The sequence below is a fragment of the Brevibacillus parabrevis genome (genome assembly GCF_022701015.1).
Lineage (GTDB): Bacteria > Bacillota > Bacilli > Brevibacillales > Brevibacillaceae > Brevibacillus > Brevibacillus parabrevis.
Genome location: NZ_CP064090.1, coordinates 4,680,727 through 4,694,876, shown reverse-complemented (window position 1 = coordinate 4,694,876; position 14,150 = coordinate 4,680,727). Strand labels below are relative to the sequence as shown.

Sequence of the window (14,150 nt, the reverse complement as noted above, 5' to 3'; positions counted from 1 at the left end):
TTTCCTTTTGGGGAAAATCGTTCTTCTTTGCAAGACAGGGCTTGTCCCTTGATACTATTGTGAAGGAAATGAAAGCGAGGCTGTTTCATGTCTGAATTTGTGACGTTTACCAATGAATTTGGCCATACGATCGAGATGTCCAGAGAGGACTATCAGAAAAAAGTGATTCCGCACAATCTGGATATGTATTGGGACCAAAAGGAAAAGCTTCGTGACTTCGCGATGGAGTTGGTGAAGGAGCAATTTCACGAGCAAGCGGCGATTGCGGCGGACAGGCTGCTCGAATTGTACGGGCCGATCGAGTCCGCGCTCATTTTCCGTGCAGTCGTTCACATGCAGGCGAGAGAATTTGAGAGAGCGAAAACGATTTTGAACGATTGCCTGGAACGATTCCCGGCGTCGGGAACGGCTTGTACCAACCTGGCGAAAATTTACGCGTATGAAGGGGAAGAGGACAAAGCGTTCGAAATCCTGAATACCGGACTGCACAAAGATCCGAACCAGGAAAACGGACTGAACATGTACGTGGAAAGCTTTTTGCAAAATGGCAAGCGCGAGGAGCTGAGAACCCGATTGGAAGCGCTCTCCGTCAAGGAGGGAGCGTGGAGACCGCAGCTGCACTTGGCGCGTCTTGCTCTGACCGAGACCGACCTCCTGAACGCGATGAAGTGGTACACGATTGCCATCGAGGGGGCGAAAGACCGCTTTGAAGTGGTCATGACGGTAACGGGCGAGCTGGGCCAGGCAGGCTATGTCTATCAGCTGATCCAGATTTGCGAAAAGTTTTGGACGCCGCAGTTCCCGTATCCGTATGCGGGCTTCAACTACGCCAACGCTTTGCTGGCTACCGACCAAAAGGAGCGGGCGATTGCGATGCTGCGCAACATGCAGGATCATTTGCCGGACAACTACAAGCCGATGGTCGATCATTTCCTCGCACGGGTGCCTGGCGCGCTGGAAGCAGAAGAAGCAGCGAAGCAAAAAGTGGAAGCAGGCAACCACGCTGGCGATCAGACGGAGAAAAAGAGCTGGTGGAAGTTCTGGAAGTAAGATGAGACGCGTACATAACGCCCGGCATGCGATTGGTCGGGCGTTTTTTCTATGCGTATGCGGATAAAAAGGCTATGCCGGACCGGAAAGCGATTAGAATTGTGCTTAGGCTTGAAGCAAGGAAGCGGCTTTCACGTGTTTTCACGATAAAAGACAGGTAGCTGGGGCAAAGGAGGCTGGGCGATGCTGCATCATGTCGAGTTGTACGTCACAGATTTGAAGCGGTCCGCGGAATTTTGGGGCTGGCTGTTGGAGCAGCAGCTAGGCTATGAACGCTACCAGCAATGGGCGAGCGGGGTCAGTTGGAAGCATGGCAACACGTATCTGGTGTTCGTGCAGGCGGAGGAGCGGTTTCGCGATGTGCCGTATCACCGCTGTCGCGTCGGATTGAATCATCTCGCTTTTCACGCGCGCAGCCGGGAGCAGGTGGAGTCGATTCGCGAGGAACTGCGGCGGCGAGGCGTGCCGCTGCTCTACGAGGATCGCCATCCACATGCGGGCGGCCCGGAACATTACGCGCTGTTTTGCGAAGACCCGGATCGGATCAAGGTGGAGATCGTAGCGCCGGAGTAAGTAAACAGGCGGCACGTCCCGGACGGCTTACCCGAGCTGCTTGATTTTCTCGGCAATCGGTTCTTGTTTTTCTTCATCCCAGACGATGGAGATTTCAAATGTTCCCGGCTCGAAAAAGAGCGGGAAACGACGACGAAACCACGGTTGCATCGGCACCTGGTCAATCTCGTCGAGCGAAATCCAATGCAGCTCTCCCTCGGGAGGATGTGTCAACAGCTCGCCTTCAAAGCGGGTTGCCAAATAGTTGAAAACGATGTAGCGAAAGCCTGTCGCCGGGACGACATACTCATCCACGCCCTTGAAGGCAAGGTCTGTGACGCGAAGCCCTGTTTCTTCATACACTTCGCGAATGGCCGCTTCCGTCAGGCTCTCGGGAAAATCCACCTTGCCACCGGGGGCGATGTAGCCGGGGAAGCCTTTGGAACTGGGGCGATTGAGCAAAAGTACCCTGTCGCCGTCGCGGATCATGCACATAGTCATCAACTGATAAGTAAGAGCGGGAGCTTGTACATCTGATGTACCCATAAATGATTTTCCTGCTTTCTGGACTTTTTTGACCATAAGTATAGCACAGCTTTTGCACCGCAAAACGTCTGTCAGTCAAAACACAGCGCGACCATCCCCGGACGATGGTCGCGCTGTGTTGCGAAAAGGCATCTATTTAAACTGGCTGGTGAGCCGCCGTTCCAAAAACGCCACGCCTTGGTACATCAAGGTGGCGACGACCGCGATGATGGCGAGACTCATCATGACCAGGGTAAAATTGAACACTTGGAATCCATAGATGATCAGATAGCCCAAGCCTTGTTGGGAAACGAGAAACTCCCCGACGATGACTCCGACCCAGGAGAGGCCGACGTTTACTTTCAGCGTGGCGAGCAAGGTCGGGAAGGTGGCGGGGAGGATGACCAGGCGGAAAACGTGCCGTTTGTTGCCGCCGAGCGTCTGCACGACTTTGACGTAGTTTTGGTTGACTTCGCGAAAGCCGGAGTAGACGTTGATCGTGGTAATGATGATGGAGATCGCGCAGCCCATGGCGATGACGGACATGAGTCCGGGGCCGAAGCCGACGATGAAAACAGGGCCGAGCGCGACTTTTGGCATGCTGTTGGCGATGACCAGGTACGGATCGAGGACGCGGGAGAGAAAGGGCGACCACCAGATGAGCGTTGCGATCACAGCCCCGAGCAGCGTTCCGAGCAAAAAGCCGATAATCGTCTCCCAGACGGTCATGCCGACGTGCGGCAGCAGGCTTCCGTCGAACAGCTGCGACCAGAATTGCGCCCAAATTTTCGACGGGTAGCTGAAAATAAGCGCATTGATCGTGTTGGTGCGCGCAAGCACTTCCCACAGGGCGAGAAACAGCAGAAACAGCATGCATTGGGTGAAAAACACCCAGTAGCGGTTTTTTGCTTCCTGCTTCAAATAGTGGCGATGGATGCTTTCAATTTCCTTTTGCTGCATCAGATACTACCTCCATCTCCTTCCAGACGCGATGGAACAGGTCCTGGAAGCCATCCTGATTTCTGGCGTCGAAGGGCAGGGAGTCGCGAATGGCAGGCGGGATTGCGATTTCGCTGCTGACGCGGCCAGGGTTGCGCGAAAAGATGTAGATGCGGTCTCCCATGGCGATCGACTCCGACAAATCGTGCGTGACCAGGATGGCGGTTTTTTTGTGTCTGCGCAGCGTCGAGAAGATCAAGTCTTCCAGTTTCAGCTTCGTCTGGTAGTCCAGTGCGGAAAAAGGTTCGTCTAAAAGCAGCACGTCAGGCTGGCAAGCCAGGGTGCGAACGAGCGCGACACGCTGCCTCATGCCGCCGGACAGCTGCATGGGCGAAGCTTTGCGCACGTCAGACAGCTCCATTTCATCGAGCAGATGCAAGGCGTATTGCTCTGTCTCCCTGGAGCGGATTCCTTGGATGTCCAGGCCGAGAAAGACGTTGTCTTCGATCGAGCGCCAGTTGAACAAGTAATCTTGCTGAAGCATGTAGCCGACCTGGCGGGAAGTTCCGCGAACGGGTGTCCCATCAATGGACACTTTTCCCGCAGTCGGCAATTCCAGTCCCGCCATGAGCGAGAGCAATGTCGTCTTGCCACAACCACTAGGGCCAACCATACAGATGAACTCGCCTTCCTCCACGCGCAGGTTGATGTCCTGGACCGCCATGAACGCCCTGGTTGTGGATAAATAGAGGTGGGTCACGTGGGAAAGTTCAATCTTGGCTGGCGCAGAAGGAGTCTGGTTCATGACGGATTAATTCCCTTCCTTGGATTGTTTGGCGAAGGTGGTGTTGACCAGCTTGCTGTAATCGGCCCGTTGTTTCAGTTCGCCAGCGGCATCCATGATGTCTTGCAGCTGATTCCATTCCGCTTCGTCCAGGATCGGATCGGTGGCGTAAGAGCCTTGCTCCAGATAGCGTTGCACGGCTTTTTCCAGGATGGTCGGATCGATCTGTTCAAAATATTTGCCGATGACCGCAGCCGTCTCCTTGGCGCTGTGGCTTGCAACCCACTGTTGCCCTTTGTAGATCGCATTGGTAAACTTTTGGATAGTTGCCGCATTGCTGTCGATATTGCTTTGCTTCGTCATGTAGACGGTGTAGGGAACGGTGCCGCTTTCCTTGCCGAAGGAGGCGACGACATGCCCGATCCCTTCCTGCTCAAACCGCGACGCTTCCGGTTCGAACAGTTGAACGTACTCGCCTGTGCCTGAAGCGAAAGAAGAAGCGATATTTTTAAATTCGATATTCTGAATCAGCTCCAGGTCGGACTGCGGATTGATTTGATGTTTTTTCAGGACATACTCTCCGACCATTTGCGGCATTCCTCCTTTGCGCTGACCGAGGAAGACGCTGCCTTTCAGCTGGTCAAACGAAAACTGGTCGGGTTTGTTGCGGGCGACGAGGAAGGTGCCGTCCGTCTGGGTCAACTGGGCGAAGTTGACGACGACGTCTGCTGCTCCTTGCTGGGAGACGTAAATACTCGTCTCCGAGCCGACGAGCGCTACGTCGATCCCGCCAGACAAGAGCGCCGACATGACCTTGTCGCCGCCGGGAATAGTGGAAAGCTCCACATCGAGCCCCTCTTCCTTGAAAAAGCCTTTTTCCAGCGCGACGTATTGGGGGGCGTAAAAAAGCGAGCGGGTTACTTCGCCAATTCTTATTTTTTCAGGAGTGCTGGAGCAGCCGGCCAAAACGGCGATCAGAGCCAGACAGGCAGCCAGCCCCAGCGCGAAAAATCGTTTCATTATCAGGAGTACCTCCTTGCTAGGCTGTTGTTTGTTGTAAGGTATGCGCCCAGACAAAAAAGGGTGAATGCCTACAGCTGGTGACAGGCACGCTTGCGGGAAGCTCTGCACAAAGAGAGGGGCAATCATTGTGATTGTGACATTTTTAGGTACGGGATCAGGAGCGCCCACCACGCGCCGCAACGTGAGCGGAATCGGGCTTCGCTTTTTGCAGGCAGGAAAATGGTGGCTGTTTGACTGTGGGGAAGGCACGCAGCATCAGCTTTTGCGCTCTCCCATGAAAATCAGTCAGCTGGACAAAATTTTCATCACGCATTTGCATGGCGACCACTTGTACGGCTTGATCGGGTTGCTCGCTTCCCGCTCGCTGCGCAATGGCGAAGCATCGCCGCTCACGCTTTACGGACCGCCGGGGATTGACCGCTATTTTCGGGCGATCATGGATGTAAGTCCGGTGCATTTGCAATATCCGCTGGAGCTGAAAGTGGTCAGCGAAGGGGTCATTTACGAGGATGAGGAAGTCGTCGTTTCGTGCCGGAAAGCGAACCATCGGGTGACGTCTTTTGCCTACGGCGTCCTGGAAAAAGACAAACCGGGAGCTTTTCTCGTCGAGCGAGCGAAAGAGGCGGGAGTTCCGTCCGGGCCGCTCTTCGGAGCCTTGAAGCGCGGCGAGCAGGTGACGCTTGCCGACGGTCGCGTGCTGGATGGCAAAGATTTTGTCGGAGCGCCGCAGCAAGGCCGCAAAATCGTCTTCAGCGGCGACACGGAGCCGTGCCAAAGCGTCGAGGAGCTTGCGGCGAATGCCGATTTGCTCGTGCACGAAGCCACGTATGCCGATCACGACAAGGAGCTGGCGGTGCGCAGCGGACACTCCACGGCGAAAGAAGCGGCTGAGCTGGCGAAGCGTGCAGGTGTAAAAGCGCTTTGCCTGACCCATTTCAGTCCGCGCTACGAGGATGAGGACGGCGACTTTTCCATGGATGATCTGTTAAAAGAGGCGCAGGCGATCTTTCCCATGACGACGCTCGCCGAAGACTTGGGCAGCGTCGAAGTGAAGCGAGTGCGAAAAACGGTGGGAGAAACCGATCTTCCTTGTTATAATGAATAAATTATGAACGCATGGATGTGAGACTTCACCATTCAGTGAGAGAAAAATGGCAACGGGAGAGGAAAGGTGAACGACGGTGTCCGGTACACGGGTCAGCAAGTCGATTGCCGTGCGCTACGCCATGTTTGTGCTCGGATTGTTCATCGGGGCATTCGGCTGCGTGCTCGCGATCAAGGCGAATCTCGGGGTGGCGCCCTGGGATACGTTTCACATCGGCTTGCAAAAAACATTTGGTTTAACCATTGGCATCTGGTCGCAGATCGTCGGCGTAGTGGTCATTTTGTCGTCCTATCTGGTAGCCAAAATCAAGCCGACCTTTGGCATGTTTCTGAACATGATCTGCTTCGGAAGCTTCCTGGACTTGATTTTATGGCTCAACATCGTGCCGGAGTTCGAGTCATTCTGGCTGCGCTTGCTGGTGTTTTTGCTCGGCGTAGTCGTCATGACCATCGGCATCGGCATGTACTTGTCTCCGCGCCTGGGGGCAGGGCCGCGCGACAGCTTCATGCTTGCCATGAACGAGCGGTTGGGCTGGAGCATTCAAAAGGTTCGGCTGATTATCGAAGTAACAGTGTTGATTGCCGGGGCGGCGCTGGGTGGCCCGGTGTCGATCGGAACGGTGCTCATTGCCGTTTTGACGGGGCCGATGATTCAGCGGACGATTCCTTTTTGGCAGTCGGTTATGAAAAAACAGTATGGCCTGATGGAGCCAATCGAGCGTCGCGCGAGTTGATCTGACGCGGTTTTCCCTCACAGCAGCTACACTCTTATCCTGAAAAATGGGCAATGTCTGGGCGAGCGTCCAATCAAGATTGGCTATTCGCACATACATTATGATTAGTTGCTGACAAAGGAGGGAAAGCGAATGAGTCTGTTCAACGGAGGATTCGACGATTTTGCTTTGATTCTGGTGTTGTTCGTATTGCTGACAATCGTTGCTTGCGCTTGCGACTAACGAGGTAACACACCGACCGCAAAAAGGTTGGCAATAGCAAAAGGGAGAGCGTAACTGCTCTCCCTTTTTGCTGTTTCGCTCGCCTTAGTCGAGCTTTTCATGAACCTGTTTTTTGACACTGGAGATTTGTTTGTCGGACAGTTTGACGCCTACGGCTTTGCTGACTTTTTTAATCAGATCGCTGAGCTTCTTGTCGTCCTTCAAATCTTTTTTCGTGATTCCTTTCGCCAACGACTTGATGTCGCTCATTTTCCATTTTTTCTTGCTTTTCTTGTTGATTTTTTTCAAGAGATCGCCTGTGCCTTTGCCCTTCTTTTTACCCATACAGCACTCTCTCCTCTCAAGATTGGCTTTGAGCCTGCCCTAAGCAGTTATATGGGAGAAGGCATCTGTTTGCTTGGACAGATGGACTGGGGGAATCGCCTATTTTGGCGGGCGGTGTGCAGATGCCCAAGCAGACAGAGGCAGATACGACATAGGATGTGGCAACGCTGTGCATGACAGGAGGCTAGTGGGTTGAAAATCATCAGCTTTCAGCGGGAGACGTCCTTTCACGACATCCTGAGCGATTTGCAGAAAAAAGTGATGACCAAAACAGAGAGACTTCCTTGGCGATGCTTCGATGACTGGGCTTGCCTGTGCATCAAGGACAACATATACGAGCAGCACTGCGAGCATTTTCGCAGGTATCAAGCCATGGTGGAAGAGAATGTGACCGTAAGCGTCCATGCCCAAGCACAAACAGTAACACAAACAGAAACAGAGGGCGAAGACGAAATCCCGTGGGGCGTCCGCTATGTTGGCGCGCAAAAGCTGTGGCGAAAAGGCCGGGGCGAAGGGGTGAAGGTGGCGGTCATTGATACGGGAATCTCCCGCGACCATTTTGACTTGAAGGATCGGATCAAAGGGGGCGTCCATTTTGTGCGCGGCAAGCAAAACGGACATGGGACGCATGTAGCCGGAATCATTGTGGCCGAGATGAACCAGCGCGGAATCGTCGGTGTCTCTCCCGAGGCGCATCTGTACGACGTACGCGCCTTCGACCACGAGGGCAAAGCGTCGCTGTCGACGATTTTGCAGGCATTGCACTGGTCGATTGCCAACAAAATGGACGTGATCAACATGAGCTTCGGCATGCCGCAATACAGCGAGGCGTTGGCGCGAGCTGTGGAAAAGGCGAAAGAGCACGGCATCGTCATGGTAGCCTCGGCGGGAAACAGCGGGGGAGAGGTCGAGTACCCTGCCAAGTACAAAGGCGTTCTCGGAGTGAGCGCAATCGATCAGTCGGGCAGGCTGGCTTCGTTCAGCTCGCGCGGAAGGGGAGCGAATACGAAAGCGCCTGGTGTGGAAATTTTATCGACGTGGCCGGGCAACCAGTTTAAAAAGCTGAACGGCACCTCGATGGCAGCTCCACACGTCTCCGGGCTGATGGCGCTGGAAATCGGCCGCAAGCGGAACAAGGCAAAGTAGATGAAAGACAGCGAAATGGAAAAAAGCTCCATGGCTTTCTTGCAGCCACAGAGCTTTTTTTGTGGGAAAAACGTCTCGAATGTGTTCCTCGCCGTGTTGTTTCGAGGATTATTGATGAATTTTGGTGTCATGATCTTGCTGGACGCGAAACCATATATTAAGATCATTAATGACGCTCGCCAATTCATGAATTTCGCTGTTCAGCTCACAAGAGCGCGCGAAATTTTCCTCCTCGGACATCTGCTTGGTTTTCTCGATGATCACAGCTTCCACCCGGTGAATCCGATCGGGGATGGTTGCGCGAATTTCTTCCCACTCCATCAAAATGTCCGCACGTTCCGTATGTGAATACTCCTCCCATTGCATATCCAATGCAGGAAGGCGAATGCCTAAACGTTCATCGAAAGTAAAGTAATTGCGCAAAGGTAAGTTCACTCCTCTCCAGTTCCATCATACCAAAAATGAGCGGAATCGGGGAGAGAAAAGCGCTTGAAAGGAATGGTTGGATGCAAAAAGGACGCGTCCTGATCGATGCCGATGCTTGTCCGCGCCAGGCGCTGGTGATCGCGCAACAGTTGTGCAAGGAGTTCGGGTGGCAGTGCCTCACGTTTGCCAGCTACAATCATCAGATCGGTTCCGAGCATCACGTGACAGTCGATGCCGGCCCGCAGGCGGTCGACATGAAGCTCGCCAATGAAACCCGCCCGAATGATGTCGTCGTGACGCAAGATATTGGACTGGCGGCTCTGATTCTTGGCAAGCGTGCGCAGCCGCTGACGCCGCATGGCCTGATTTTTGAACCGGAACGGATGGCTTTTCATTTGGAGGAGCGAAACGAGAAAGCCCGCTTTCGTCGCGGGGGAGGAAGAACGCGCGGCCCTGCGGCCCGTACGCGTGAAGATGACCAGCGCTTTTTGACGGCACTGCGTTCATTGCTAGAGAGAGGAGAACAACAGGATGGGAACGAGTAAAGAAAGAGGATTGATTTTTTGCGGCATCGTGTTCGCGGTGCTGGGGGCATGGATGTTTCGCCAATACATAACCGGTCAGGTAGCGGGGATGGATCAGGCAGCCTTTTCGTTGGCAGCCGCTGTTCGCTCCGCTGGCTTGACGAGCTTTTTCCAGCTGCTTACCCACTTTGGGAACGCGACTTTCCTTGCGCCGTTTGGCGTCGTGCTGATCGTCGCCCTTTTCCTCAAAAAACGCAGGCTTGAGTCTGTCGTCATCCTGCTGTCGCTCGGGGTCAGTGAAGTCGTCAACGAGATTTTGAAGCTGATTTTTGCCCGTCCTCGACCAGTTGGATTCAATCTGATCGATCTGCCGGATTCGTTTTCTTTCCCAAGCGGCCACGCCATGATCGCGCCCGGCTTTTACTTGATGCTCGCCTTGCTGATCGCCCGCTGGTACGAGGAAAAAAGTTGGTCGGCATACGTACAGCCTGTCGTGTTTGTCTTCGTTGTGCTGCTTGCCGCGAGCCGCGTGTACTTGGGCGTGCACTTTTTGAGCGATGTGCTGACCGGGTTTTGCCTGTCGATGTGCTGGTATTTCTGCGTTCGCTGGGGTTATGAAAAAAGGCTGGGGAGACGAGATGTCGTCGTCGGCCCCATACCGCAATCGCGCTAGTTGCGCTACGTTGTTGAGTATCCCAACTCACTCATCAGACTCAGCCATTTTTCTACGCTGGGTTTATTTTTTTTGTCTTTCGGCAGGACGATATAGGCTGAGCGCTTGGGCGGCTTGTTGCCAGTGATCGGCAGTTCCTTCAGCGTCCCGGCAGCAAGCTCGGCTTTGACCGCAGAGCGGGTGAGCAAGCTGACGCCAAGCCCTTCCTTGATCAAATCGATGGCAAGCTCCGCCTTGTCGACAGTCAGCTTGGGCACGTAGTTGCGCGGCAATGTTTGCCTGATCCATTCGTTAAAAGGCGGTCCCCAGTTCATGTAGAGCAGCGGCAGGTTGCGAAGCTCGCGCGAATCCACGTGAGTCGCTTGGGCGACGCTGCTCTCTGGACAGCAGACCAGGACGATTTCATCATCCCAGGTAGGAATGACTTCAAAGTTCGGCAAGGAGGGCGGCACGTACACGATCCCGATCTGGATCACGTTGTCGAGCAAATACTGGATGACGTCCGAGGAATGCCCGGTTCTGGTGCTGATGGCAATTTGCGGATAGCGGCAATGGTACTCTTTCAAGATCGGTTCGAGGGTAGAGGTCCAGATGGCGTTCAGGCTGCCAATCGACAAGTAGTCCTCGTAGGGCTGGAGAGAAGCGACTTCGTTGAGCGCTTCGTGGGACAGTTTGAGTATGCGCTCGGCATAAGGCAAAAGCGTCAAGCCTGCCTGGGTAATTTCAACACTTCGCTTGTCACGGATGAAGAGAGGCTTTCCGACTTTTTCTTCCAGTTGCTTGATTCGCATCGTCACCGTAGACTGGACAAGATGGAGCATCTCCGCAGCCTTGGTGAAGTTTTTGGTCTGTGCCAATGTGTAGAAAGCGCGCAGTTGTTCGAAGTCCATAGCGTGTGTTTCCCTCTTATCTAAATATTTGATAACCATATACAAAAACGTTCGTTTCCCAAATTATACCCTGTTCTTTAAGCTGGGGATATCCCTAAATCATGAGAGCAAACGGGAGAGCGAGGGTATCGAATGAAGCGGGAAATGTGGAGAGAAACACCGTTTTCGGTCAAACTGCTGTTGGCGACATCCTTTATGATGAATCTCGGCTTTTACGCCCTGATTCCTTATTTGACCTTGTATTTGACAGGCAGTATCGGATGGACGCTGGCGATGGCCGGTCTGGTACTTAGTGTGCGACAATTTTCCCAGCAAGGCTTTGCGTTTATGGGCGGAGTCATTGCGGATGCCTTCGGCTACAAGGGCGCGATGGTTTTGGGTATGGCAGTGCGGGCTGTCGGCTTTGCCCTGTTTGCTTTTTGCACCGAGACTTGGCATTTTTTTATCGCAGCGATTTTGTCAGGCTTGGGTGGGGCGTTGTTTGACCCGGCTGGCTCGGCGGCGTTTGCGATTTTAACCCCTGATTCTATCCGCAAAGAAGTGTTCGCCTTTCGCAATGTGCTCGGAAATATTGCGGTGGTCGGTTCGCAAATCGTCGGTACAGCGCTGTCGGCTGTCGATTTTACCTACCTGTCCCTGTTTGCCGGAGCGGTTTTTGCCTTGAACGCGGTCGTCTCGTTCTTTTTTCTGGCCCCGATCAGCGCTACCAACACGCGGCACAGTATTTGGGAGAGCATGTTCACGGTGATTCGGGACAAGCGCTTTGTGCGCTTTACCTTGATTTTGATGGGTTACTACTATTTGAACATGCAAGTATTTTTGACGATACCACTGCTCGTGGAGCATGTGACACATAGCAAGACTTCGGTCGGAATTGTTTTGTCTGCCATGTCTTTGTTCGTCATCCTTTTTCAAATGAAAGTGACGCAATGGCTGGAAGGCTACCCGCACAGGCTCACCTTGATCGGGATCGGCACCCTCGTCATGGGGGCAGGACTGTTCCTGTTTACGTTTGCCGATTCTCTGTGGATGTTGCTCATCGATGTATTCCTGTTCGCACTGGGGACGATGATCGCCGTGCCCAATCTGGTAGACGTCGTTCCGCGTTTTGCGCCAAAAGATTTGGTAGGGGCTTACTACGGCTTCAACGGCTACTCGATCGCCATCGGAGGCTCGCTCGGCCAGATCGCAGGCGGCTGGGTGTACGATGTGGGGCTTAGGCTGGAAGCGACGTGGCTCCCCTGGACGATCTGCATCGTTGTCGGGCTGCTCGTTGCCTGGATGCTTCACCTGATGGAGCGCGATACGTACAAACTCGGCAACGATTTGACAAAAATCGCGCAGCCGTAAACTTTTTGACGAGAAAACACGAAAAAATGTTGGGCGCAAATTGAAACATTTACCATTCCTTGTGCGTATATATCGGTAGGAAACGAAATGCTGGGCGTTAACGAAAGTGAGGGAATTTTATATGGAAGATATGAAAAAATTGAAGCGGATGTTGCTGGTGACGAGTTCCCTTGGATTTGCCGTTTTTGCCATGGTAGTCATAACGGAAATCGTGCGAATCTCTCTGTAGCATGGCCAAACAAGTTTGCGTATAAAGCGAAAAGCTTGCTTCCCGTAAATGGGAGTGCAAGCTTTTCTTTTTGCTTTCTTATAGGTTGTCCGCTTTGCGATAAGAGCCAAGATCGTTTTTCGGTTGTGGCTCCAGTCGGTTTTTGAAGCGGTATTGGTAAATGAGGATCGCGATAATCATGAACGGCACCCCGCAGTAAAGGGCAATTCGCTGCTCCGGATCGAAGGCCAGGCTCACGAGAACGGTCAAGTTCAAGATCAACGAAACCAACGGAAGGACCGGATACCAAGGCGTGCGGAATTTCAGGTCTTCCAGTTTGCCGCCGTTTTTCAGATAATGGCGACGGAAAGCGAGCTGCGAAGCCGAAATGGAGATCCAGCCCACTTGTGCCCCCAGACCAGCGATAGACAAAAGCACCATAAACACGGTATCTTCCGCGAAAAAGCCAGACAACAGCGAGAGCAAGGAGATCGCGAAGGTAATCATGAGCGCATTCATCGGAATACCTTTGCGGTTTACAATCGCCAGTTTGCGGGAAGCCATTTTCTCGTTGGACAAGGAGTAGAGCATCCGGGTTGCGGCGTACAAGCCGGAGTTTGCTACGGACAGCAGGGCAGTCAATACGACGAAGTTCATGATGTCTGCCGCATAAGGGATTCCGATACTGTCGAATACGACGACAAACGGGCTTTCGATAACGCCGGCTTGCTGGTGAGGGATCATCCCTGCCACAATCGCAATCGCCAAAATGAAGAAGACGAGCGTGCGCCAAACTGTAGCGCGAATCGATTTCGGAATCGTTTTTTCCGGTTCTTTGCTCTCGCCTGCCGCGATACCGATCAATTCGGTACCCTGGAAGGAGAAGTTCACCGTGATCATCGTCATCAGCAACCCGGTAATTCCGTGGGGAAGCAGTGAGGTGCTGGTGAAGTTGGAGAACATCGGAGCAGGTTGTCCATTTTTCATGTCGATCAAGCCGAACATGGCCGCGCCACCCAAAATGATAAACAGGATGATAGCGCTTACTTTAATGCTGGAAAACCAAAACTCGGACTCACCGAACGCACGAGCAGAAAGCGCATTCAACAGGAACAAAAGGACACCGAAGATGGCGCACCACATCCAGACAGGCGAGTCTGGAAACCAACGTTGCATCAACAGACCGGACGACAAAAGCTCCAGGGCAACCGTTACCGCCCAACCGAGCCAGTACAGCCAACCTACTCCAAAACCGAGGGACGGACTTACGAACCGGGTCATGTAGGTCTGGAACGAACCGGCAACAGGCATGGCGACGGTCAATTCGCCGAGGCAGAGCATGGTGAGGTACATGATGAATCCGCCCACCAGAAAAGAAAGGATCGTACCAATAGGGCCAGCCTGGCTGAGAGTATAGCCTGAACCGAGAAACAGTCCGGTTCCGATTACGCCTCCAAGAGAAATCATGAAGAGGTGCCTACTGTTCATACTGCGTTTTAGTTCATTGTTCTGTTCGTTGCTGCTTGGTGTCATATAACCCTCTCCTTCACGCGAGAAATATTGATTCGATGAATGCGTTTTCAGGCGCGATATATGCTCTGCAAGAATGATACCAAATGAAACGGCCCAAGCAAATCGACTTTTGCAGGTAGTTTATGGAGAAAAGTGCAAAACAA

General features: G+C 53.2%; 17 protein-coding genes. 9 read left to right on the top strand and 8 right to left on the bottom strand.

Annotated features, from left to right (window positions below):
* The first annotated feature begins 87 nt into the window (after window positions 1-87).
* Window positions 88-1,050 carry a tetratricopeptide repeat protein gene (locus IRJ17_RS21520; RefSeq protein WP_122965758.1) on the top strand — a complete coding sequence of 321 codons (963 nt, stop codon included), beginning with the start codon at window positions 88-90 and terminating at the stop codon, window positions 1,048-1,050.
* 183 nt (window positions 1,051-1,233) lie between these two features.
* The gene (locus IRJ17_RS21515; protein ID WP_122965759.1) at window positions 1,234-1,623 is read left to right on the top strand and encodes a VOC family protein; all 390 of its coding nucleotides are present in this window, start codon (window positions 1,234-1,236) and stop codon (window positions 1,621-1,623) included.
* Between the two features lie 27 nt (window positions 1,624-1,650).
* Here the strand turns inward: IRJ17_RS21515 and IRJ17_RS21510 are convergent, their stop codons facing one another.
* The 4 genes from IRJ17_RS21510 to IRJ17_RS21495 all read right to left on the bottom strand — a co-directional run bounded on the left by IRJ17_RS21510 (window position 1,651) and on the right by IRJ17_RS21495 (window position 4,870).
* The gene (locus tag IRJ17_RS21510; RefSeq protein ID WP_122965760.1) at window positions 1,651-2,148 is read right to left on the bottom strand and encodes an 8-oxo-dGTP diphosphatase; all 498 of its coding nucleotides are present in this window, start codon (window positions 2,146-2,148) and stop codon (window positions 1,651-1,653) included.
* Window positions 2,149-2,280: 132 nt separating this feature from the next.
* The gene (locus IRJ17_RS21505) at window positions 2,281-3,087 is read right to left on the bottom strand and encodes an ABC transporter permease (RefSeq protein ID WP_242771851.1); all 807 of its coding nucleotides are present in this window, start codon (window positions 3,085-3,087) and stop codon (window positions 2,281-2,283) included.
* Entirely contained in the window at window positions 3,068-3,871 is an 804-nt protein-coding gene (locus IRJ17_RS21500; protein WP_122965762.1) for an ABC transporter ATP-binding protein, read from the bottom strand. The genes IRJ17_RS21505 and IRJ17_RS21500 overlap by 20 nt, the downstream gene beginning before the upstream one ends.
* A gap of 6 nt (window positions 3,872-3,877) precedes the next feature.
* Window positions 3,878-4,870 (bottom strand): ABC transporter substrate-binding protein, encoded by a 993-nt coding sequence (locus IRJ17_RS21495; protein WP_242771848.1) that lies wholly within the window; start codon window positions 4,868-4,870, stop codon window positions 3,878-3,880.
* 130 nt (window positions 4,871-5,000) lie between these two features.
* On the opposite strand from IRJ17_RS21495, the gene rnz reads away from it, so the two are divergent.
* The 3 genes from rnz to IRJ17_RS21480 all read left to right on the top strand — a co-directional run bounded on the left by rnz (window position 5,001) and on the right by IRJ17_RS21480 (window position 6,933).
* Window positions 5,001-5,978, top strand: coding sequence for a ribonuclease Z (rnz, locus tag IRJ17_RS21490; protein WP_242771845.1), 978 nt, complete (start codon window positions 5,001-5,003; stop codon window positions 5,976-5,978).
* Between the two features lie 121 nt (window positions 5,979-6,099).
* Entirely contained in the window at window positions 6,100-6,711 is a 612-nt protein-coding gene (locus IRJ17_RS21485; protein ID WP_217364905.1) for a YczE/YyaS/YitT family protein, read from the top strand.
* A gap of 132 nt (window positions 6,712-6,843) precedes the next feature.
* Window positions 6,844-6,933 carry a YjcZ family sporulation protein gene (locus IRJ17_RS21480; RefSeq protein ID WP_122965765.1) on the top strand — a complete coding sequence of 30 codons (90 nt, stop codon included), beginning with the start codon at window positions 6,844-6,846 and terminating at the stop codon, window positions 6,931-6,933.
* An 84-nt stretch (window positions 6,934-7,017) separates the two neighbouring features.
* On the opposite strand, the gene IRJ17_RS21475 is transcribed toward IRJ17_RS21480, so the two are convergent.
* Complete coding sequence (locus IRJ17_RS21475; protein ID WP_242771842.1) at window positions 7,018-7,257, bottom strand: stage VI sporulation protein F; 240 nt, start codon at window positions 7,255-7,257, stop codon at window positions 7,018-7,020.
* Between the two features lie 192 nt (window positions 7,258-7,449).
* On the opposite strand from IRJ17_RS21475, the gene IRJ17_RS21470 reads away from it, so the two are divergent.
* Window positions 7,450-8,403 (top strand): S8 family peptidase, encoded by a 954-nt coding sequence (locus IRJ17_RS21470; protein ID WP_173595727.1) that lies wholly within the window; start codon window positions 7,450-7,452, stop codon window positions 8,401-8,403.
* A 108-nt stretch (window positions 8,404-8,511) separates the two neighbouring features.
* Here the strand turns inward: IRJ17_RS21470 and IRJ17_RS21465 are convergent, their stop codons facing one another.
* Window positions 8,512-8,826, bottom strand: coding sequence for a hypothetical protein (locus tag IRJ17_RS21465; RefSeq protein ID WP_063230752.1), 315 nt, complete (start codon window positions 8,824-8,826; stop codon window positions 8,512-8,514).
* Between the two features lie 83 nt (window positions 8,827-8,909).
* Between IRJ17_RS21465 and IRJ17_RS21460 the strand changes: the two genes are divergently transcribed.
* Window positions 8,910-9,374: a YaiI/YqxD family protein gene (locus IRJ17_RS21460; RefSeq protein WP_122965767.1), complete on the top strand. Its 465-nt coding sequence runs from the start codon at window positions 8,910-8,912 to the stop codon at window positions 9,372-9,374.
* Window positions 9,361-10,026: a phosphatase PAP2 family protein gene (locus IRJ17_RS21455; RefSeq protein ID WP_122965768.1), complete on the top strand. Its 666-nt coding sequence runs from the start codon at window positions 9,361-9,363 to the stop codon at window positions 10,024-10,026. The genes IRJ17_RS21460 and IRJ17_RS21455 overlap by 14 nt, the downstream gene beginning before the upstream one ends.
* 5 nt (window positions 10,027-10,031) lie before the next feature.
* Here the strand turns inward: IRJ17_RS21455 and IRJ17_RS21450 are convergent, their stop codons facing one another.
* Complete coding sequence (locus IRJ17_RS21450) at window positions 10,032-10,916, bottom strand: LysR family transcriptional regulator (RefSeq protein WP_122965769.1); 885 nt, start codon at window positions 10,914-10,916, stop codon at window positions 10,032-10,034.
* A gap of 132 nt (window positions 10,917-11,048) precedes the next feature.
* Here IRJ17_RS21450 and IRJ17_RS21445 point away from each other — a divergent pair, with 132 nt between their 5' ends.
* Window positions 11,049-12,266 carry an MDR family MFS transporter gene (locus IRJ17_RS21445; RefSeq protein ID WP_173595728.1) on the top strand — a complete coding sequence of 406 codons (1,218 nt, stop codon included), beginning with the start codon at window positions 11,049-11,051 and terminating at the stop codon, window positions 12,264-12,266.
* 307 nt (window positions 12,267-12,573) lie between these two features.
* On the opposite strand, the gene IRJ17_RS21440 is transcribed toward IRJ17_RS21445, so the two are convergent.
* Window positions 12,574-14,007, bottom strand: coding sequence for an amino acid permease (locus IRJ17_RS21440; RefSeq protein ID WP_122965771.1), 1,434 nt, complete (start codon window positions 14,005-14,007; stop codon window positions 12,574-12,576).
* Window positions 14,008-14,150: the final 143 nt, after the last annotated feature.

Excerpts from the sequence above, each read along its gene's own strand:
- IRJ17_RS21500 (WP_122965762.1), bottom strand. The coding sequence starts at position 3,871 with ATGAACCAGACTCCTTCTGCGCCAGCCAAGATTGAACTTTCCCACGTG.
- IRJ17_RS21450 (WP_122965769.1), bottom strand. The coding sequence starts at position 10,916 with ATGGACTTCGAACAACTGCGCGCTTTCTACACATTGGCACAGACCAAA.
- IRJ17_RS21505 (WP_242771851.1), bottom strand. The coding sequence starts at position 3,087 with ATGCAGCAAAAGGAAATTGAAAGCATCCATCGCCACTATTTGAAGCAG.
- IRJ17_RS21460 (WP_122965767.1), top strand. The coding sequence starts at position 8,910 with ATGCAAAAAGGACGCGTCCTGATCGATGCCGATGCTTGTCCGCGCCAG.
- IRJ17_RS21475 (WP_242771842.1), bottom strand. The coding sequence starts at position 7,257 with ATGGGTAAAAAGAAGGGCAAAGGCACAGGCGATCTCTTGAAAAAAATC.
- IRJ17_RS21510 (WP_122965760.1), bottom strand. The coding sequence starts at position 2,148 with ATGGGTACATCAGATGTACAAGCTCCCGCTCTTACTTATCAGTTGATG.
- IRJ17_RS21480 (WP_122965765.1), top strand. The coding sequence starts at position 6,844 with ATGAGTCTGTTCAACGGAGGATTCGACGATTTTGCTTTGATTCTGGTG.
- IRJ17_RS21440 (WP_122965771.1), bottom strand. The coding sequence starts at position 14,007 with ATGACACCAAGCAGCAACGAACAGAACAATGAACTAAAACGCAGTATG.
- IRJ17_RS21485 (WP_217364905.1), top strand. The coding sequence starts at position 6,100 with ATGTTTGTGCTCGGATTGTTCATCGGGGCATTCGGCTGCGTGCTCGCG.
- IRJ17_RS21495 (WP_242771848.1), bottom strand. The coding sequence starts at position 4,870 with ATGAAACGATTTTTCGCGCTGGGGCTGGCTGCCTGTCTGGCTCTGATC.
- IRJ17_RS21515 (WP_122965759.1), top strand. The coding sequence starts at position 1,234 with ATGCTGCATCATGTCGAGTTGTACGTCACAGATTTGAAGCGGTCCGCG.
- IRJ17_RS21445 (WP_173595728.1), top strand. The coding sequence starts at position 11,049 with ATGAAGCGGGAAATGTGGAGAGAAACACCGTTTTCGGTCAAACTGCTG.
- IRJ17_RS21520 (WP_122965758.1), top strand. The coding sequence starts at position 88 with ATGTCTGAATTTGTGACGTTTACCAATGAATTTGGCCATACGATCGAG.
- IRJ17_RS21455 (WP_122965768.1), top strand. The coding sequence starts at position 9,361 with ATGGGAACGAGTAAAGAAAGAGGATTGATTTTTTGCGGCATCGTGTTC.